This window comes from Anthropogastromicrobium sp. (assembly GCF_037349415.1).
GTDB classification, from domain to species: domain Bacteria; phylum Bacillota; class Clostridia; order Lachnospirales; family Lachnospiraceae; genus Anthropogastromicrobium; species Anthropogastromicrobium aceti.
This window is the reverse complement of record NZ_JAXWCK010000020.1, coordinates 19601-39299: the sequence shown is the minus strand read 5'-3', so window position 1 is coordinate 39299 and position 19699 is coordinate 19601. Positions and strand designations below refer to the sequence as shown.

The following is a 19699-nucleotide window of genomic DNA, read 5'->3' as shown; positions in this document are numbered from 1 at the left end:
ACTTACAGTAGTGTAAGAAATAAAGATTTTTGCTTTATTCAGCTTTTAGTGGATACTGATCAAGAGAAAGATATACGCAGGTTCCATTGTCTACCTCAGAGGTGATAGAAATGCCGATACCAAGATTTTTACAAATTCGTTTGCATAAGTAGAGTCCCAGACCACTTGCCTTTTTGTCAGTGCGTCCATTGCAGCCCGTATATCCTTTTTCAAAAACGCGTGGAAGATCCTGAGGTGCAATGCCGATACCAGTATCTTTTATGCACAGCACCTTTGGCTGCGAAAAGAAGATCGAAATCGTTCCAGCTCGTGTGTATTTGAGCGCATTTGAAAGAAGTTGTTCAATGACAAAACAAAACCATTTGTCATCAGTAATCATTTGTAGTGTTCCGTTTTCATCACTTGGAGGTGTGTACGAAAGGCTAAGCTTTCTATTAATAAATTCAGATGAAAAGCGTCGAATTGATTGACGAAGCAGTGGATCAAGCTCGTGCATCTTAAATACATAATCACTTGAATCCGAATCAAGACGAAGAAATGCTAACACCATCTCTACATACTGTTCAATGTGCGACAAGTCACAGGAAAGCTTGCGCGCTAGCGGTGAATCCTCATTTTGAAGCGTCAGGCGCATGGAAGAGATTGGTGTCTTGATCTGATGAACCCACACCGTGTAATAATCAATCATATCGGTAAGGCGAGTGGACTGTGCTGTTTTCAGCTCCAATATTTGCTCGGCAAGACCAGATAGCAAGAGCTGATAATCTGTGTTTTCAATCGAGTCTGATAGTGGAAGCGCACGAATCATATCAACTGAAAGCTCCGTTAGATTGGAAAGTTCCATCAGCCTTGTGTGTAATGTCTTTGTCTTTGAAAAATCCCATATGAAAAAGAAAAGCCCAAAACAGACACACAGAAGTGTTGGATAAGTCAACGCTTCCAATGGAAAGTTATAAAAGAAAAAGGTGATGGCAAAGGTAATGGAAAACAGCAAAAATAGCAGAATGTATTTAAGTTGCTGCTTTAAATAAGAAAAAAATAGTGACATCGTAAATTCCTCAACTTTCAATCAGGTATCCGACACCAAATTTTGTAGTGATAAAATGTGTCAGTCCTGCACTATCTAGCTTTTTTCGAAGACGATTTATATTAACTGTCAGCGTATTTTCATCCACAAATTGATCTGTCTCCCAGAGGCGTTCCATTAACTTTTCACGGCTGATAACTTTTCCTTTTTGTTCCATCAGACAGGACAAAATGCGATATTCATTTTTAGTTAAAGGGATATCTTCGCCGTTAAAACTTAGCGTGTGATCATTTAAATCTAACAGTGCGCCGCGGTGTGCAAGCACATTGGAGGTTGGCGCAAAATCATAGCTTCTGCGAAGAAGTGCCTGTATTTTTGCAAGTAAAACATTTAAATCAAATGGCTTTGCAACAAAATCATCGGCACCGAGATTCATAGCCATAATGATATTCATGTTGTCGGCGGCAGAAGAGATAAAAATAATTGGCACACGTGAAAATTTTCTAATCTCGCTGCACCAGTGGTAGCCATTAAAAAATGGAAGTGTGATGTCGAGCAAAATGATATGCGGAGAAAATGAAGTAACTTCACCAGTGACATCACGAAAATTTTCAACGATGCGAACATCAAAATTCCACATAGATGCCTGAGTCTGAATAGCCTGTGCGATGCCTAAATCATCCTCGACAATTAATAGCTTGTATACTGGATTATCCATTGAATTATTTTGTCCTTTCTTAGTTTTATTTTAATTTTTATTCTATCATTCGCTTTAAGCTTTGGCAAGAACCTTGCCAGAACCTTAAAAATTTGCTATGATGACACTACACAAAGTGGGAAAAAGAACGACAAATGTTAGCAAAAAGTCTGTTTAAAATAAAGAAAGAGAGGCATTAAAATATGGAAGCAGCAATGAGAAGCGAGGAAGAGATGATGCATCTGATTTTGCAGGTTGCTAAAGATGATGAGCGTGTGCGTGCCGTTTATCTGAATGGTTCAAGAACTAATCCTAATGCACCGAAGGATCGTTTTCAGGATTATGATGTGGTATATGTTGTGACTGATACGAAGCCCTATTATGAAAATCATGATTGGATCAATCATTTTGGAAATGTTCTTTATATGCAAATGCCAGAATACATGGATTTGCTGTTAGAAAAAGAGTATACACCGCAGGATACATTCGGCTGGCTTGCTATCTTTACAGATGGAAATCGTCTTGACATTCATGTGAGTTCATTTGACTATGCTGATAAGGATATTCGTGCTGACAGGTTGTGTCGTGTGCTGTTAGATAAGGATGGACGATATTGTGATATTCCAGAGGAGACGGATGCTGATCATTACGTAAAAAAGCCAACCGCAGATAAATATAGCTGTGAATGCAATGAGTTTTATTGGTGCTTAAATAATATCGGAAAAGGTCTTGCTCGCGGTGAGCTAACTTATGCGATGGACATGCTTTATGATGTTGTGCGTCCGTGCCTTAGTGTAATGCTTGGCTGGAAGATTGGTGCAGAGAACGATTGGTCTGTCAGCGTAGGAAAATCAGATAAATATATGAATCGTTACTTGACACCTGAAATTTGGCATCGCTATTTGGAAACAGTACCATCCTGCGAGTACGAGGCAATAAAGCAAGCAACAGAAACGATGATTGATTTATTCGAGGAGACAGCAAAGGTAGTTGCCGAATATTTGGGAACAACATATAATCAAACAGAAGCCGATGCCGCAAAGGAATATTTTACGTGGGTGTTGGCACAACAAAATTAAGTAAGGATAAAGCAGAATATAATGGAACCATTTTACTATCAACATTTAGAAAAGTCGGAACAGACTGTGTATCATGCAATCAAAACAGGATTAACGGCACTTGAGGATCATTTCCTCGTGCCGTACGCCGATCCTGCGCGAATTAGCATGATCTTCTTTCTGGTACGTCTCGACTGTCCGGAGATTTTTTATGCCGTCACAGTTAAGCTGCGTAAGTGGCCGCAGTCCGACAATCTTGAAATTTTGCCAGAGTATTTATTTGACAAAAAGACAATTCGCCAGCAGCAAAAGGCGATGAGTGCGCGAGTAGAAAAGCTTGCGAGAGCCGTAAGTACAAAGACAGAACTCGAAAAAGAATTATATATTCACGATTTTATCTGTGAAAATATACACTACGATAAACTAAAAAAGCCATATTCGCATGAAATTATTGGTCCACTCGGTCACGGTGTGGGTGTTTGCGAGGGCATTGCAAAGTCGGTTAAAGTTTTGTGCGATGCGCTTGGCGTTTGGTGCATTATCGTAATTTCCGAGGCCAATCCGGAAAAGAAAATTAAATATCGTCATGCGTGGAATATCGTAAAGATCGGAAAGACGTACTATCATCTGGATGCAACCTTTGATTTATCTTTGAGCAAAACGCTGACTCGCCATGATTATTTTAATTTGAGTGATGATGCCATTTTCCGTGATCATGAGCCAATCATGACAGATTATGTTCCATGCACGGATGGCAGTCACTTCTATTACTTAGAAAAGAAACTTTCTTTTACCAAACAGGAAGAAGTCAAAAAGAGAGCAGCGCAGGCCGCCAAAAAGAAAAAGCCATTTTTATTTCATTGGCGTGGCGGTTATCTGACAAGAGAGATTTTGAAGGAACTTCTAATTGGTATAGAAGAGGCAGCAAAGGAAAAGGGCAAACAGGCAAAAGTAAGCTTAAACTGGATGCAGGCAGTGATTTATGCTGAGTTTGAGGATATGGATGCAGCAGTAGTATCTATGCAAAACTCGGAGAATGTGGATGATGTTAATAATGTTGAGATAGAGCAGGCAAATGAAGGAGAATTACTATAAGCTGATGGGTAAATTTTTATAAATTGTCATACAATGATGTCGAATCTTGTCGAAGTATTTCACTTGCCTTTTTGAGGTGATGTATTATACTAGGTATTAGAAAGACATTAAAACAAACTTTTGATTAGAATGCTTTCATGTATTCCCCGCGCAAGCGGGGATGATCCTACGTTTTTGGGACGTATATGCTTTTCTGGTGAGTATTCCCCGCATAAGCGGGGCTTTTTTATTGTTTCAGATAGACAAAACTGCCGCACCTTGTTATACTCAAAATAGCAAATAGATTTTTATTTTTATATGAAAACGCAGGAGGAAAAAAATAATGGGCAACGGAATAAAACCGACTGTCTACAGCCACTTTACACTTGGCGATATGGCGGCATACTACATGCTGGAAAAGGAAGATAGCCAAATCGAGTTGATGCTAGTTCCAGTAAAAAAAGAAAAAGAATTAACAGAAAATCTTGACGCAATGCTCGAAAGCAAATGCTTACACGGAGATAGCCTGATTCAGGTAAAGCTGCTAGATGACATTTATCCGGGTGCATACGGACCGGGTACAAGTATGCGAAACAGCGGGACAGTAGACGAATGCCGCTTTGAAAAGCAGGTACATAAAACCGAAGGTACAAAAGAAATTATCGAGACTTGGCTTGAGGATGGCAGAGGTCATCACTTTGTTCACATACTGACATGGACAAAGGGCGAGTATGCGCTGGGCAGCACAACCACTATAATCAATAATGACGATGCTCCAACTACTCTCGAACTGCTGACAAGCTTTTCTCTTGGCTTAATCTCTCCATTCGAGGAAGCCGATGCATTCGAGTGTCTAAAGCTTCACCGCATTCGCAGCAAGTGGAGTCAGGAAGGCCGCCTTGTTACCGAGTCTGCAGAGGATTTGCAGCTTGAGCCATCATGGGCATACTGGCAGGTAAATTCAGCGCGTTACGGCCAGATCGGTTCCATGCCAGTCAAAGGATATTTTCCATTTGGTGCCGTAGAAGACACAAAGGCAGGCGTTGTATGGGCAGCGCAGTTAGCGATAGAGTGTTCTTGGCAGATGGAGTTTTACCGCAGAGATGATGGCATGGCATTTTCAGGCGGCCTGGCAGACCGTGAGTTTGGACAGTGGATGAAGACCATCCAGCCGGGTGAATCTTTTACTACACCGAAGGCAATTCTTACTGTTTGCTGCAGCGATGAGCGCGCAGGAAGCACAGTAGATTATGCATGTCAGCGACTGACTCAGTATGCACAGAAGTATGTAAATGCAGCACCGGAAAGTGAGCAGCATCTTCCAATATTGTTTAATGAGTATTGCACCACATGGGGATTGCCGTCCCACGAAAATATTAAGGGAATCCTTGAAGCTGTTAAAGGAAAGGGTCTTGAATATTTTGTTGTTGACTGTGGTTGGTTTGTTGAGGAAGGCGTACACTGGAGCCGCAGCATGGGTGACTATGTTCCTTCAGATCGCTTGTTCCCAGAAGGTCTTGGTGCAGTAAGTGAGGATATCCGTAAGGCAGGTATGAAACCAGGTATTTGGTTTGAAATTGATAACGCAGGTTCAAAATCCCACGTTTATTCCGAGCGTGAGGATCTGATGCTTCACCGTGACGGAAAGGTGCTTACGACAAAGGAACGCCGTTTCTTTGATATGAATAACCCGGACGCGATTGCCTACTTAACAGACAAGGTAATAGGTCAGCTCAAAAAATATGATTTTGAGTATATGAAGATGGACTATAACGATACGATTGGCATTGGATGTGATGGTGCGGAATCACTCGGAGAGGGTCTTCGCCGGGACCGTGAGGCATCTGTTAACTTTGTGCGTAAAGTAAAGGAAGAGATTCCGGGAATTATTCTGGAAAACTGTGCATCTGGCGGTCATAAGTTAGAGCCATTGATGATGAGTGAGTGCAGCATGGCATCCTTCTCTGATGCGCACGAGTGCGAGGAAATTCCAGTTATTGCGGCATCCCTTCACAGAAGCATTTTGCCGAGACAGAGCCAGATCTGGGCCGTTATCAGAAAGACTGATTCTGTGAAGCGTATCGGCTACACCGTTGCGAGTACGTTTCTTGGCCGCATGTGCTTCTCTGGTGATGTGACTGAACTGAGCGCAGAGCAGTGGAAGGCAATCGAAGATGGAATGGCATTCTATAAAAAGGCAGCACCAGCAATTCGCGATGGTTATAGTTATATTTACAGCCATAAGGGAAGCAGTGATCGCCATCTGACTGGCTGGCAGGCAGTGATCCGCGTGCAGAGTGAGGAAGGAAAGCTCTATGAAGGAAAGCATGAAAGTGCATTTGTTACAGCGCATATTTTCCATGGCGAAGTTCCAGAAAAGCTTGTGATTGATCTGCCAGAGGGCTGCCCAAACACGATCGCAGAAGTTTATGCACCAACCGCTATTACCGCAAAGGTAGAGGGCAGACAGCTAATCATCACACCATCAGAGGAGATGGAAGCAATTAGTGTGCTGTTAAAATAATTTCAACTATTGATTTGCAAAAGCAAAAAATGATGTGTATAATAAGCTGTAGTAAACAACAGGAGGATAAGAGATCATGAAAGATCAGAATTGCGCATATTGCATGGAGGGTGAGCTAGTTGCTGCTTTCGGAATTAAAATTTGTGAGTTAGAGACTTCAAAGGTATATCTGTTCAAGGAGCAGAGTCATCCAGGAAGAGTCATCGTGGCACATAAAAAGCATGTGAGCGAGATTGTTGAACTGACACCAGAGGAGCGCGCTGCTTACATGGAAGATATTGCAAAGGTGGCACAGGCAATGCATGAGCTGTTCCATCCAGACAAGGTAAATTATGGTGCATACGGTGATACAGGTCATCATCTGCATTTCCATCTTGTTCCAAAATATAAGGATCAGTACGAGTGGGGCGGCGTATTTGCTATGAACCCGGGCGAGAAGAAGCTGACTGATGAAGAGTATGATGAGATGGTAAAGCGTTATCAGGAAAAGCTTGTAGGCGGAGTTAACAATTGATGATGGATGCATTTGAAATGCTGCAGGAGCTTCTGGCACAGGGTCAGTTTGAACTGATCCTGCCAGAAGCTTTTGAAACAGCAAAATTAATGGATAAGCTTCGTCTTGTATATCTGATGAATGATGCAGTGGAAAGTTTTCTTGTCTTTCATCAGGTTAAAATGACTGGAAGCTATCAAAGTGATTATGAGGGTGAATTGGACGCATCCTTGCAGAAAGACGGTGATGGATATGTATTATCCGTATGGCAGGGAGAATGTGTCGTCACGCTCTTTTTTAAACGGCTTGAACTAGAAGTTCATCTGTATGAATATAGTGGAATCGGTCATTTCTGGATGAAAGGCGATGAGGATCTTCGTGTATTAGAATACCAGATTGCAATTCTGCGTGATAAATATCATTATCTTGGTGAGGAGTACTGTACTGAAAAAGAAAGGCAGCTTGCAAGTCTTGCTGATTTTCCACCGCTGAATGCGTGCAGCTATCCGGCAGTGCCAAAGCAGTATCGTGTGGGATCAGAAGATCTAAAAGAAGTTGCACCAGAGGCGATAAAGCTGATGGAAGCCTTTGCTGTGCAGACCCAAGATCGCGAATTGATTCAGCTGCTTAGGCTATATGAATGCTTTCCAAAGCCAGTGATCGCAAAGCAAATTGCGAAGCTCTTAAAAAAGAAAAAACATAAAAAAATCACTCAGCTGATTTCTGAATGTCTAAAGGAAGAAAATAAAAAATATCCGCGCCGAACTTTTTCTAAGGAAGCAGATAAAAATCTGAATCAGCTGCTTAAAAAGGCAGAGGCAGAGAGGCTTGAACTTAATAAAAAAGGCATCCGCGCAGAGGTATTTCGTGAAGAACCGTTTACCATGGCGCAGGATGACCTTGATTTTCATGTTTATTTACTGATTTGGCAAAATGGATGGCACAAAAAGCGAGTGACAGTAGAGGAAATCAAATAGGCTTAATTAATTTTCATCCGTATTATCTTCGTTGGCAAAAAATTGATGCCATTCAGGAATTGGCTCATTTTTTTCAATGGCATTTTCCACAGCGGCATAATAGCGCACTTTTTCACGGATATGAACAAGATCATTTTGAAGTTCCTCAATTTGATTTAAAATATCTTGCTCGTGGTCAATCATCATCTGGCTGATGTCGTGTGCATGATCTTCCATATGCTCTTCATAGAGGTAAAACTGGCGGATTTTAGCAATTGAAAGGCCAGTTCGCTTAAAACACATAATTCCGCCCAAACGGTCAATATGCGACTGATTGTAAATGCGAGCACCAGAAGCGGTGTGGACAACATCTGTCAGAAGACCAAGATCTTCGTAGTAACGAAGCGTCGAAGCAGGCAGCTTGTATAGATTTGAAATCTGTCGGATTGTATAAGTTGGTTGGTCAGTCTTTTTTGCCTCATTTATTATATCATTTGAGTTTGATGAATGCGTCATAAAATGCCTCCTGAGTAATTTATAAAAACACTTGACTTCAAGTTAACTTGAAGTGATAAAGTAAGTGTATCAGAAGATTCAAAAAGAATCAATGCAGAAAGGGAGAAGAAGTATGTATATTGCAGAAAAAACAAGATATGAAAACATGAAGTATAATCGCTGCGGAGCAAGTGGTTTAAAGCTTCCGGCAGTGTCACTTGGCTTATGGCACAATTTTGGTACAAACGGAAATTTTGATACCATGATGGCTATGTGTGAAACTGCATTTGATAATGGTATCACACATTTTGATCTGGCAAATAATTATGGCCCAGTTCCAGGGGCAGCAGAGGAAAATTTCGGACGTATTTTAAAGAAGAGCCTTGGTGCATACCGTGACGAGTTAGTTATTTCAACAAAGGCTGGTTATGATATGTGGGAGGGCCCTTACGGAAACTGGGGCAGCAAGAAATATTTAGTTGCCAGTCTTGATCAGAGCTTAAAGAGAATGGGACTTGACTATGTGGACATTTATTATCATCACAGACCAGATCCAGAGACACCACTTGAAGAGACAGCAAGAGCCCTTGATGGCATTGTAAGAAGCGGAAAAGCTCTTTATGTTGGAATTTCCAATTATAATAAGGAACAGACTATTGAGATTGCAAAGCTCTTTAAAGAGATGGGTACTCCATTTATTATCAATCAGCGCAAGTACTCTATGTTTGATCGTACTATTGAAACTGATGGTTTAAAGGATTATGCATCAAAGAATGGAATCGGAATTATCACATTCTGCCCATTGGCACAGGGTCTTCTGACTGATCGTTATCTACATGGTATTCCGCAGGACAGCCGTATTCGTACTGATGGAAGATTCTTAAAAGAGAACGCAATCACCGAGGAGACATTGGCAAAGATCAACGCATTAAATGAGATTGCAAAGAAACGTGGTGAAAGCCTTGCACAGATGGCACTTGCATGGATTCTTCGCGATGGCGATATCACAAGCGTTCTTATTGGTGCATCAAAGCCAGCTCAGATTTTAGACAACATCGGAATGCTGAATGCTCCTGTATTTACAGAAGAAGAGAGAGCAAAGATCGACGAGATCTGCGGTAAATAAAAAAATAGATCATAAATGACAGCGAAAACCATCAAGACTTGATATTGATATCAACATGTCCTGATGGTTTTTGTTTCTAAATTTTATACTTGACAGAATATACTTCACTGCGGTATAGTAAAGCACAGTAGTGATAACGAGAAGAAGTCTGCTGGAAAGAGGCTGCGGCCCACCGAAGGAGTAACACTCTCAGGTACCTTTTAAGGGAGAAACTGCAGATGGATCGTATCTCTGGAGACATCCGTAAAATCGGAGGCCGAAGGTGCAATTGTGCGTCAGCGCAGGAATCTCTCAGGCAAAAGGACAGAGAAAAAGAGAATAAGTACGTGTATTCTTTTTTAGCCCGTGTTTCCAGAAAAACTGCCAAAAGAAAAAGATGGGAGAAGGAAACATGTGGAGTGCAATTCAAAGTGTTCTGAAGCAAATTGATGATTTTGTCTGGGGTGTGCCGCTAATGGTACTGATTTTGTCAGGTGGACTTTTACTGACTGTCCGTCTTGGACTTTTGCAGGTGCGAAAACTAGGGCTTGCTTTAAAATGGATGGTTCAAAATGAGGAAGAAGGTGAAGGCGAAATCAGCAGTTTCGCTGCACTTTGTACTGCATTAAGTGCAACTATTGGAACTGGAAATATTGTAGGTGTAGCAACGGCTGTATGTGCCGGAGGTCCAGGTGCTCTTTTTTGGATGATTATGGCAGCTTTTCTTGGAATGGCAACAAAATATTCCGAGGGCTTACTGGCTGTAAAATATCGTGTCGTTGATGAGAGTGGTCATAGTCTTGGAGGACCATTTTATTATATCGAAAAAGGAATGGGAAAAAACTGGAAATGGCTTGCTAAGGTATTCGCTTTCTTTGGCGCATGTGTTGGTCTTTTTGGTATCGGAACATTCAGCCAGGTTAATGGTATCTCTAGTGCAGTAGTTGGATTTTTTGATCCAGATAAATCCCTTGCTGTAACAATTCCAGGTCTTGGTACATATTCATGTGTTGTTGTTATTGCATCCCTCGTTCTGACATTTTGCGTTGCTGCTGTTATTATCGGTGGTGTAAAGCGAATCGCAAGCGTCAGCCAGATTGTTGTTCCATTCATGGCGATTATTTATTTTATTTTTGCGTTGGCACTTGTTTTGTTTAACATTAAGGAGGTACCGCAGGCAATTGTTACGATCGTTCAGGCTGCATTTAATCCAAAGGCCGTGACAGGCGGTGTTGTTGGAAGTATGCTCGTTGCGATGCAAAATGGTGTTGCAAGAGGAATTTTCTCAAACGAGGCAGGTCTTGGAAGTGCACCGATTGCAGCAGCTGCAGCACAGACAAAGGAACCAGTACGTCAGGGACTTGTAAGCATGACAGGAACCTTTATTGATACGATTGTAATTTGTACACTTACTGGACTGTCAGTAGTCATCACAGGTGCATGGCAGGTAGAAGGACTTGAGGGCGTTCAGGTAACAACTTATGCATTCCAGAATGGTCTTCCATTTTCTAATCAGTTCTGCGCAGCAGTTTTGATGATCTGTCTTGTATTCTTTGCGTTCACAACGATTCTTGGATGGGATTATTATGGCGAGCGCTGCCTTGAATATCTGACAGGAAAAGACGAAAAGAAGATTAAAATTTATCGTTGGCTGTATATCCTCGCAGTATTTATTGGACCATACATGACAGTAGCAGCTGTATGGACGATTGCAGATATTTTCAATGGCCTTATGGCACTTCCGAACATGATCGCACTTTTTGCATTAAGCGGTGTTGTTGTAAAAGAGACAAAACGTTTCTTTGAGGTCTATGCAGATCAAAAAATGGCAAAGAAAAAATCAAGTGCAAGCATCAAGGATGTAGCAGAAAATTAAAAAATAGAAAATAAAATTTTTGCAACTATTTAGAGCCATCGAGGATGTCGCAGTCTTCGATGGCTCTGTTCGTTTTTCTCATTTTTTTTATCTTTAAATTTTTTATTTTGCTGCATCGTTGTTTGTATGTTATGCAATGTGTTTTTCTTTCCTTGTAAGAATCAAAAATGCAATAACGCAGATGATTACAGACAACAGAGAACCAGTTGCAGTTGCGAGTCCCATAGGAAATAGTGTATTCGAGAACAGCTTTGACGTCAGGTATACACCAGGAACACGTACCAGTGAGATGGCGATAATATTGTGAATGAAGGAAAGAATCGACTTCTGGCATGCACAGAAATAACCGCTGAAGCTAAAGTGAATACCGGCAAACATGCAGTCCCATATGTAGCCGCGAAGATATTGACCTCCTGCGAGAATTACACCATTATCGGTAGTGAACAGACCAACCACTGGCTCTGCGATAAATTGGATGATAATAGCCACAATCAGACCAAACCCAGCCGTGATAAAGATTGCATAGCGAAGTGTAAGTTTGGCACGCTCTGGCTTTCCGGCACCGATGTTTTGAGCACCAAGTGCAGAGACAGTAGAGAGCATCGAGGATGGCACCAAAAACAAGAAGCTGATTACCTTCTCAACAATGCCGACGGCGGCGGAATCGGTCAGACCACGCTTGTTTGCAATGATGGTAATAATAATAAATGCAATCTGAATCAAACCATCCTGGCAGGCGATTGGGATTCCGATCTTTAAGATTGTGCCGCAAACATTGCGCTTCGGGCGAAAATCGGATGGCTTTAATGAGATTCCAGTTTTGCGTTTTACAATTACAAAAAGAGAAACGATAACGCTGATAGCCTGAGAGACAGTTGTACCGAGTGCCGCGCCAGCTGGACCAAAGTGGCATAGTCCAATGAAAATGTAGTCAAGAATGATGTTTGCCACACAGGCAACAGCGATGAAATACATTGGACTTTTTGAGTCACCCATTCCGCGGAAAATGGAACTGATAATGTTGTATGCTGTGATAAAAGGAATGCCGATAAAGCAGATTGTAAGGTAAGCGATAGTGCCAGAAACGGCTTCTTCTGGTACGGACATGATCATGGTAATCGGACGGATTACGCATAACAGTGCGCCAGTCAGGCAGACAGATAAGATCAAAAATAAAGTGACCGTGTTTCCGGTGGCGGTAGCGGCATCATCCTTTTTATTTGCACCGATTGCCTGTGCAATGCTGACTGTTGTGCCCATGGCAAGGCCGACGATCATGACGGTTAGCATGTGCATGACCTGACTTCCGATTGAGACAGCTGTGGTTGCGGCGACACCTTCAAACTGACCGATGATGAAAAGATCTGCCATGCCATAGAGCGTCTGCAAAAAGTAAGAGAACAAATATGGCAGCGAAAAGAAGAGAATATTTTTTAAGACGCTGCCTGTGGTAAGATTTTTTTCTATGAGAAAGCCCCCTTTGTGGTTTGCAAAATGTTTCGCTTTATTATAAACTATATATCCATTGTAGAGTCAAGAAAAATAATAAATATAAAATGATATTTTTGTGGATGCAGCAAGCAAATTTTTGGATTATAATAAAAAGACTGATAGAGCAGATTCATTGCAAATAAAACTGTCAGATTCAAATTTGATAATGAAAATTATAGCGAAACGATAGGAAGGAAACAAATATGCAGAACGAGAACAATAAGAATGAAACTTTAAAAGAATCAAAGACAAGCCCTTGGCTTGATTGGGCAGTAAAATTACAGGCCATTGCTCAGGCAGGTCTTACCTACGGAAAAGATGTTTATGACAGAGAGCGTTATGAGCAGATTCGTGATATTGCCGCAGAGATGATCAGTCTGCATTCAGGCATTTCAAAGGAAAAAGTTGTCGATCTTTTTTGCAGTGAGACAGGATACCAGACACCAAAGTTAGACACGCGCGCCGCAGTATTTCAAGATGGAAAAATTCTTCTTGTAAAAGAAAATAATGGTACATGGTCTCTTCCAGGCGGCTGGGTTGATGTGGATGTATCTGTGCATGACAATATTATTAAAGAGGTCAAAGAAGAATCTGGTCTTGATGTCACTGTCGATACTGTAATTGCTATTCAGGATCGAGAAAAGCATAACCAGCCAGTCTATGCGTGGAAAGTCTGCAAGGTATTTGCTCTTTGCAGTGTTGTAGGTGGATCCTTTGAGGAAAATATTGAAACATCCGAGAGTCGTTATTTTTCTGAAGAGGAAACTTCTAAATTAAAATTAGCAGAAGAAAAGAATAACATAGAGCAGATTCATATGTGCTTTGAGGCAGCACGCACGCCAAACTGGAAGACACAGATTGATTGAACTCCATTCTACTACTGTTTCTGATTGCAAAATATCCTGATTTCGGGTATGCTGTACATAACACAAAGTGCGCGAAATTATGTGTTAATGAATTTTAGAAAGAGGGAAAAAGGAATGGATGAAAAAAAATTAGGACCACTTTTAAGTGACGAACAATTCTTTGGTGAATGTTTGAATCTTGATTATCCGGGAATGGAAGCTGTGAAGGAGGCTGTTGCCGACGAAGATTATAGTCTTGCAAAAAAGAAAATGGCATCTTATATTCGCAAAACATTAGATGCAGATCGTTTCTTTGAGATTCCATATGAGATTCCGGAGAATATCTATAAGCTTCCGGGTGAGAGTGATGCCGAGGCAGCAGAGCGAATCTGCAATCATACGCTTGTGTCTGTTGGCGTCCCTTGTGAGTACGGAAAAGAAAATACAGTTGATTGGGAAGCAAATCCTACATACAATGGCTATAAAGAATGGACATGGCAGTTGAGCCGTCACAATGATATTAAGCTTTTGGCGCATGAATATAATAAGACAAAGAATGAAAAGCTAGCATATGCAGCAGCCGAGTTAATGGATTCATGGATGAAACAGGCAGTGTGCCCAGATGCAGACTGTGCTGGATATAAAACAAAGTGCTGGCGAACTATTGAGTGTGGTATTCGTATGGGTGCAAACTGGCCGTATATTTTATTTACATTTTATAAGACACCAGCATTTACTGATGATATTTTGATCAATTGGTATAAGTCAGTATATGAACATGGTGAGCGTCTTAGCAAAAACCATATGACTGGAAACTGGCTGATCATGGAGATGAATGGTCTGGGTCAGATTGGTATTTTATATCCGCAGTTTAAAAAGTCAGCAAAATGGCTGCAGCAGGCACTTGAAAGTCTCGAGGAGGAGCTTGATCGCCAGATTTACCCGGATGGTTTCCAGTATGAGCTGACGACAAATTATCATGATGTCGTTATCAACAACTATCAGCGTTTTATTGAAGTTGCTTACAAGTTTGGAAAAACAATTCCGGACACACTTCTTGAAAAGTTGTCAAGAGCATGTGAGCTTGATATCAAATTGATGATGCCAGATGGCAAAACACCAGACCTAAACGATGGATGCAGACGTGATGTAAAGGGTTCTTATGAGGTAAGAAAGAGAATCATTCCAAATGATAAGAGAGCAAAATGGATTACAGAAGGTGATGAGACAGGAAAGCCAGAATATACCTCAGCAGCTATGCCATGGTCAGGCTTTGCTGCACTTCGTACCGGTTGGGGACAGGATGATACCTGGGCATTAATGGATGCAGCACCATTTGGAAGAGCGCATCAGCATGAGGATAAGTTGTCAGTTCTTCTTTATACAAATGGAAAGTTTTTGCTGACAGAGGGTGGAAATTATGCTTATGATGAGTCAGAGATGAGAAACTATGTGCTGTCAACAAGATCTCACAATACTGTACGCGTAGATGGACAGGATCAGAACCGCAGAAAGACTTATGCATGGAAGGAAGAGGATATTAAAAAGAAGTCCAATTTAGAGTGGAACTTCTCCAAAAAGTGGGACTATGCAAAGAGTGCTTACGACGAAGGCTATGGTGAAGATCAGGATAAGGCACCTGTTCACGAAAGAGCAATTTATTTTTATCGTGACAAAAATCAGCCGCTTCTAATCACAGTTGACCGTTTGTCAGACACAAAGAGCAGCAGTGAGACTCACAATTGGGATATCTTATGGCATATTGACAGTGAAGTTGAAAAGCAGACAGATAAGTATATCAAGTTTGCAGATGCTGACATTGCATGGTCAAATGGAGAAACTGCAATTATTGCAGGCCAGGAAACACCAGAATGGCAGGGATTCATTGCAACAGGAACAAAGCAGGGTATGTATCGTGCAGTGCCATGTGTTGATACAAAAGTAAATGCAAATGCAGTTCGTATTGTAACAGTGCTCGCACCACATCAGGCAGGTACGCAGTGTAAGCGTCTTGTTGGCGTAAAGGCATCCTCAGACGCAGCCAATATGGATATTACACTTATTTTTGATGATGGCAGTGAATGGGCACTTAACGAAAACACATTGCGCGGCTAAATGTTTGTAACGTAAACAGTGGGTGCGGCGAAGCCCCCTTCGTAAACCTACCGGGTTGCACTCACTATGAATCTGTACACAAAAACACCTATAAAGTAAAAACAGAGTACCAAAACACCAGCAAAATGAGAGGAATCCACCCCGGGTTCCTCTCTTTTATTAAAAAAATCTAAAATAGGTAAAAAAAGGGGACGTAAAACAAAAATAAAGGTGCATAAAAGAAAATGGTATTTTGCTATACTAATTGTAACAAAACACGGAAGCAAAGAAAGGAGAATTAAATGAGCAGGAACAATACAGACAAAAGCTTGCAAAGAAATAAGCAGCCACTTGCTCAAAGAGTGAAAAAAGAGGTACAGCATAGTTGGCCAATGTATATAATGCTTCTTCCAGCAATTATTTTGGCATTGATTTTTTGCTATGCACCAATGGGCGGCTTGATTATGGCATTTCAAAATTATAAGCCGTGGCTTGGTATCACAGGTTCTGAGTTCGTAGGCTTGGATAATTTTAAGCAGATCTTTGAATTTAAAGAATCATATCAGGCAATCATAAACACATTTATTATTGCAGTATCAAAAATGGTACTTGGATTAATTTTCCCGATAATTATTGCACTTTTGTTAAATGAAGTACATAATATGGGTCTCAAAAAAGGCATCCAGACACTTGTTTACTTGCCTCATTTTCTTTCATGGGTAACAGTAGCTGGAATGCTTCGTGATATTCTTGGCATGGATGGTATTGTAAACATGTTTTTGAGCAAGGCATTTGGTATGAATCCAATTTTCTTTTTGGGAAATGCTGGAATGTTTCGCCAGATCGTTGTAATATCCGATCTGTGGAAGGGCTTTGGATTTGGAATGATTGTTTATCTGGCTGCCATTTCCAATATTGATCAGAGCTTATATGAAGCAGCACAGATTGATGGAGCAGGCCGTTGGAAACAGACACTTTATGTGACTATTCCATGTATTCTTCCGATGGTAATCGTTATGGCGACACTTAGTCTTGGAAATGTATTAAATGCTGGATTTGATCAGATTTTTAACCTGTATTCACCGCTTACATATAGTACAGGTGATATTATTGATACATATGTGTATCGCCAGTCGCTAGTTAATGGTCAGTATAGTTTTGGTACAGCAGTTGGATTATTTAAATCGGGTGTCAGCCTATTCTTAACTGCAGTTGCGTACAAGCTGGCATACAAATTTGCTGGTTACCGAATATTCTAAGAAAGGGGGAATGATCATGCGCAAGGCATCTTTAAGCAGAAAAATATTTGTTGTATTTAATACGATTCTTCTATGTACATTGGCGCTTTTATGCTTCCTCCCGCTTTTAAATTTATTTGCTATTTCGTTAAGTGGAAAGGCAGCAGCCAACAGTGGAAGAGTTACCTTCTGGCCAATCGACTTTACCGTAATGGCATACCAGAAAACCTTCCAGAATAACAACTTCGTCCGTTCACTTATGATTTCATTCGCACGTACCGCAGTGGGAACTGCAGTGAGCATGGCAGTCATCACGATGGCAGGCTACGCGCTGTCAAGAGATTTTAAAGGAAGAACAGCAATTATGTGGTTTTTCGTATTCACAATGCTATTTGGAGGAGGTTTGATTCCGTCTTATTTAATCAACTCTTCTTTAGGACTCAAAAACAGCTTTTGGGTATATATTCTTCCAGGTGCATTCAGCTGCTACAACATGATTTTAATCATGAACTTCTTCCGCACCATTCCGAAAGCGCTTGAGGAAGCAGCAAGAATTGACGGCGCAAGCTTTTTTACTGTATTTCGTAAGATTTATCTGCCGTTGTCAAAGGCAGGACTCGCAACTGTAGGATTATTTATTATGGTAGGAAACTGGAACGAGTGGTTCACCGGTATTCTTTATATGTCAGATACAAAGAACTATCCACTCGCATCATTTCTTCAAGTCATTGTTGTGCAGGGAAATCAGCAGGATTTGTCCATGGATCCAACCTCAGCAGCGATGATGTCTGAGAGAACTATTAAGGCAGCGCAGGTATTTATCGGTGCACTTCCGATTCTTCTTGTGTATCCATTTTTACAGAAATATTTTGTAAAGGGCGTTGTAATGGGAGCTGTCAAAGAATAAAGAGTCAAAAGAAATAAAATGAAATTTAAAACAATAATAAGCCTCACTGAGAGGTTGTTATAAAACGAAGATCTAACAAACATTAAAATCAAAAAAAGAAGGAGAACAAAACTATGAAGAAGAAAGCAATTGGTTCATTGGTACTGGTATCCGCAATGGCAATGGGAAACATGAGCGCATTCGCAGCAGATGCAACAAAGAATGCAGATGGAAAGTATGATCCGGAAATTACTATCACAATCGGAAAGCAGTTAGATGAGAACACTGGACGTTACGGTGACGGCGAGGACATCAACAAGAATCCGATGACTGAGTTTACAAGAGAGAGCCTTGGAATCAATATGGAGACTACACTTCTTGGTGGTGACGCATCCAACTACGAGACAAAGCTTCGTCTGGCGCTGACCAGTTCTGATGATCTGCCAGATGTATTCCCGGTTTACTCCGCACAGTTAGCAGCCGATATGATCGAGTCTGGAATGGTAAAGGATATCACAGAGGATATCGAAAACTATATGCCAGAGCGCTTAAAGGAAATCTATGACCAGTATCCAAATACTTACAGCACCGTAACAAACGACGGAAAAATTTATGGTATGGCAGTTTCACCACATCTGACTGAAGGCGAGGTTATGATCATCCGTCAGGACTGGCTGGACAAATTAGGTCTGAAAGCTCCGACAACAATTGATGAATTTGAGGAAGTAATTCGCGCATTTACTGAGGATGACCCGGACGGAAATGGACAGAAGGATACATATGGTTTTATATATGAGGGAGATAGCATCTACAACAATGGTTGGTGTGCTGATCCAGTAACCATCTTCTCTGTATTTTCTGGAGATATGCTTCCAGGACAGTGGCAGGAGGACGAGGACGGAAAGCTCGTATATGGTTCTCTTGACGAGGGCAACAAGCAGGCACTTGAGCGTATGGCAAAGTGGCATGCAAACGGCTGGACTTTCCAGGAAGCAGCTGCAACAGGTGCATGGGATGCGATGACCCAGTTTACAGAAGGTAAGGCAGGTATTTTTATTGGCCGTCCATGGTGTATTGATTCAGTAAAGGATGTAACAAGTGTTGCACCAGAAGCAGTTGTAAAGGCATATCCGAATATTCTTCAGGAAAATGGAGAAATGACATATCAGGATGCTGAGCTTAATGATGGTTGGTTAATGTTTAAGAAAGATTTCGATAACATGGAAGCATTCTTCGAGTACTATGATTGGATGTACAATCAGGCATTCGGAACAAATGGATTCGAGTATGGTTATCTGGAAGGTTATGATTACCAGGTACAGGGCGATAAGGTTGTGTTTGATTCCAACCTGTTCGATCCGCCGGTAGCAGATCCATTTATGCCAGGAAAATCTACCGTATTTAAAAAAACTCCTGAATTTAGTGCAATGGATGCTTATGCAAAAGTCTATGCAGGTGAAGAGCCAGAGACGGGTGCGGAGATTCGTGCAAAGGCTCATTTTGAAACTTCCTACAACTGTGCAGAAGGTTTTGCAATTGCAAACGATTACAAAGAGTATCAGAATCCGAGCAAGTTTAAGGCAGCTCCAACAGCAAGCATGTCCAAGTATTGGGAGCAGTTACAGACCATGGAGAAGCAGGTTTACACAAACATCATCTACGGAAATGAGTCCATCGATGCATTTGATAAGTTTGTAGAAGATTGGTATTCTCAGGGCGGCGACAAGATCACTGAGGAAGTAAACGAGTGGTATCAGAGCGTAAAATAATCAAAAACGCATGCAGTGAAAAGTAATATATTAATAAATACAAGGGGCAGAGAAATCTGTCCCTTGTAGAC

At 41.2% G+C, this 19699-nt stretch carries 16 protein-coding genes and 1 riboswitch; of the genes, 12 read left to right on the top strand and 4 right to left on the bottom strand.

The window, feature by feature from the left end:
• Window positions 1-34 precede the first annotated feature (34 nt).
• Together WJP93_RS03015 and WJP93_RS03010 are read right to left on the bottom strand one after the other, a co-directional pair.
• The gene (locus tag WJP93_RS03015) at window positions 35-844 is read right to left on the bottom strand and encodes a sensor histidine kinase (RefSeq protein WP_337546826.1); all 810 of its coding nucleotides are present in this window, start codon (window positions 842-844) and stop codon (window positions 35-37) included.
• 214 nt (window positions 845-1058) lie between these two features.
• On the bottom strand, window positions 1059-1745 hold the full coding sequence (locus WJP93_RS03010) for a response regulator transcription factor (protein ID WP_337546824.1): 687 nt from the start codon (window positions 1743-1745) through the stop codon (window positions 1059-1061).
• 182 nt (window positions 1746-1927) lie between these two features.
• On the opposite strand from WJP93_RS03010, the gene WJP93_RS03005 reads away from it, so the two are divergent.
• The 5 genes from WJP93_RS03005 to WJP93_RS02985 all read left to right on the top strand — a co-directional run bounded on the left by WJP93_RS03005 (window position 1928) and on the right by WJP93_RS02985 (window position 7850).
• Window positions 1928-2803 (top strand): aminoglycoside 6-adenylyltransferase, encoded by an 876-nt coding sequence (locus WJP93_RS03005; protein ID WP_337546822.1) that lies wholly within the window; start codon window positions 1928-1930, stop codon window positions 2801-2803.
• 21 nt (window positions 2804-2824) lie between these two features.
• Entirely contained in the window at window positions 2825-3877 is a 1053-nt protein-coding gene (locus WJP93_RS03000; protein WP_337546821.1) for a transglutaminase domain-containing protein, read from the top strand.
• A 322-nt stretch (window positions 3878-4199) separates the two neighbouring features.
• Window positions 4200-6380, top strand: coding sequence for a glycoside hydrolase family 36 protein (locus WJP93_RS02995; protein ID WP_337546819.1), 2181 nt, complete (start codon window positions 4200-4202; stop codon window positions 6378-6380).
• 76 nt (window positions 6381-6456) lie between these two features.
• Window positions 6457-6894 (top strand): HIT family protein, encoded by a 438-nt coding sequence (locus WJP93_RS02990; protein WP_227101869.1) that lies wholly within the window; start codon window positions 6457-6459, stop codon window positions 6892-6894.
• Window positions 6894-7850: a DUF3878 family protein gene (locus WJP93_RS02985; protein ID WP_337546817.1), complete on the top strand. Its 957-nt coding sequence runs from the start codon at window positions 6894-6896 to the stop codon at window positions 7848-7850. Before WJP93_RS02990 ends, WJP93_RS02985 begins: the two co-directional genes overlap by 1 nt.
• Window positions 7851-7856: 6 nt before the next feature.
• On the opposite strand, the gene WJP93_RS02980 is transcribed toward WJP93_RS02985, so the two are convergent.
• Window positions 7857-8345, bottom strand: coding sequence for a MerR family transcriptional regulator (locus WJP93_RS02980; protein ID WP_118612751.1), 489 nt, complete (start codon window positions 8343-8345; stop codon window positions 7857-7859).
• 112 nt (window positions 8346-8457) lie between these two features.
• On the opposite strand from WJP93_RS02980, the gene WJP93_RS02975 reads away from it, so the two are divergent.
• Together WJP93_RS02975 and WJP93_RS02970 are read left to right on the top strand one after the other, a co-directional pair.
• The gene (locus tag WJP93_RS02975) at window positions 8458-9450 is read left to right on the top strand and encodes an aldo/keto reductase (protein ID WP_262538774.1); all 993 of its coding nucleotides are present in this window, start codon (window positions 8458-8460) and stop codon (window positions 9448-9450) included.
• A gap of 221 nt (window positions 9451-9671) precedes the next feature.
• A riboswitch (glycine riboswitch) is annotated at window positions 9672-9767 on the top strand.
• Between the two features lie 74 nt (window positions 9768-9841).
• Window positions 9842-11305, top strand: coding sequence for an alanine/glycine:cation symporter family protein (locus WJP93_RS02970; protein ID WP_337546866.1), 1464 nt, complete (start codon window positions 9842-9844; stop codon window positions 11303-11305).
• 129 nt (window positions 11306-11434) lie between these two features.
• Here the strand turns inward: WJP93_RS02970 and WJP93_RS02965 are convergent, their stop codons facing one another.
• Complete coding sequence (locus tag WJP93_RS02965; protein WP_337546865.1) at window positions 11435-12718, bottom strand: MATE family efflux transporter; 1284 nt, start codon at window positions 12716-12718, stop codon at window positions 11435-11437.
• Window positions 12719-12999: 281 nt separating this feature from the next.
• Here WJP93_RS02965 and WJP93_RS02960 point away from each other — a divergent pair, with 281 nt between their 5' ends.
• The 5 genes from WJP93_RS02960 to WJP93_RS02940 all read left to right on the top strand — a co-directional run bounded on the left by WJP93_RS02960 (window position 13000) and on the right by WJP93_RS02940 (window position 19628).
• Window positions 13000-13662: an NUDIX hydrolase N-terminal domain-containing protein gene (locus WJP93_RS02960; RefSeq protein WP_066559239.1), complete on the top strand. Its 663-nt coding sequence runs from the start codon at window positions 13000-13002 to the stop codon at window positions 13660-13662.
• Window positions 13663-13776: 114 nt separating this feature from the next.
• Window positions 13777-15756 carry an alginate lyase family protein gene (locus tag WJP93_RS02955; protein ID WP_337546813.1) on the top strand — a complete coding sequence of 660 codons (1980 nt, stop codon included), beginning with the start codon at window positions 13777-13779 and terminating at the stop codon, window positions 15754-15756.
• 281 nt (window positions 15757-16037) lie between these two features.
• Window positions 16038-16994: an ABC transporter permease subunit gene (locus WJP93_RS02950; protein WP_337546812.1), complete on the top strand. Its 957-nt coding sequence runs from the start codon at window positions 16038-16040 to the stop codon at window positions 16992-16994.
• Window positions 16995-17010: 16 nt separating this feature from the next.
• Entirely contained in the window at window positions 17011-17880 is an 870-nt protein-coding gene (locus tag WJP93_RS02945; RefSeq protein WP_337546810.1) for a carbohydrate ABC transporter permease, read from the top strand.
• A gap of 113 nt (window positions 17881-17993) precedes the next feature.
• Window positions 17994-19628, top strand: a complete 1635-nt coding sequence (locus WJP93_RS02940; RefSeq protein WP_337546808.1) for a hypothetical protein — start codon at window positions 17994-17996, stop codon at window positions 19626-19628.
• Window positions 19629-19699 lie beyond the last annotated feature (71 nt).

Bases quoted from the DNA above. Each gene is read 5' to 3' on its own strand.
- WJP93_RS03015 (WP_337546826.1), bottom strand. From the start codon at position 844: ATGGAACTTTCCAATCTAACGGAGCTTTCAGTTGATATGATTCGTGCG.
- WJP93_RS03010 (WP_337546824.1), bottom strand. From the start codon at position 1,745: ATGGATAATCCAGTATACAAGCTATTAATTGTCGAGGATGATTTAGGC.
- WJP93_RS03005 (WP_337546822.1), top strand. From the start codon at position 1,928: ATGGAAGCAGCAATGAGAAGCGAGGAAGAGATGATGCATCTGATTTTG.
- WJP93_RS03000 (WP_337546821.1), top strand. From the start codon at position 2,825: ATGGAACCATTTTACTATCAACATTTAGAAAAGTCGGAACAGACTGTG.
- WJP93_RS02995 (WP_337546819.1), top strand. From the start codon at position 4,200: ATGGGCAACGGAATAAAACCGACTGTCTACAGCCACTTTACACTTGGC.
- WJP93_RS02990 (WP_227101869.1), top strand. From the start codon at position 6,457: ATGAAAGATCAGAATTGCGCATATTGCATGGAGGGTGAGCTAGTTGCT.
- WJP93_RS02985 (WP_337546817.1), top strand. From the start codon at position 6,894: ATGATGGATGCATTTGAAATGCTGCAGGAGCTTCTGGCACAGGGTCAG.
- WJP93_RS02980 (WP_118612751.1), bottom strand. From the start codon at position 8,345: ATGACGCATTCATCAAACTCAAATGATATAATAAATGAGGCAAAAAAG.
- WJP93_RS02975 (WP_262538774.1), top strand. From the start codon at position 8,458: ATGTATATTGCAGAAAAAACAAGATATGAAAACATGAAGTATAATCGC.
- WJP93_RS02970 (WP_337546866.1), top strand. From the start codon at position 9,842: ATGTGGAGTGCAATTCAAAGTGTTCTGAAGCAAATTGATGATTTTGTC.
- WJP93_RS02960 (WP_066559239.1), top strand. From the start codon at position 13,000: ATGCAGAACGAGAACAATAAGAATGAAACTTTAAAAGAATCAAAGACA.
- WJP93_RS02955 (WP_337546813.1), top strand. From the start codon at position 13,777: ATGGATGAAAAAAAATTAGGACCACTTTTAAGTGACGAACAATTCTTT.
- WJP93_RS02950 (WP_337546812.1), top strand. From the start codon at position 16,038: ATGAGCAGGAACAATACAGACAAAAGCTTGCAAAGAAATAAGCAGCCA.
- WJP93_RS02945 (WP_337546810.1), top strand. From the start codon at position 17,011: ATGCGCAAGGCATCTTTAAGCAGAAAAATATTTGTTGTATTTAATACG.
- WJP93_RS02940 (WP_337546808.1), top strand. From the start codon at position 17,994: ATGAAGAAGAAAGCAATTGGTTCATTGGTACTGGTATCCGCAATGGCA.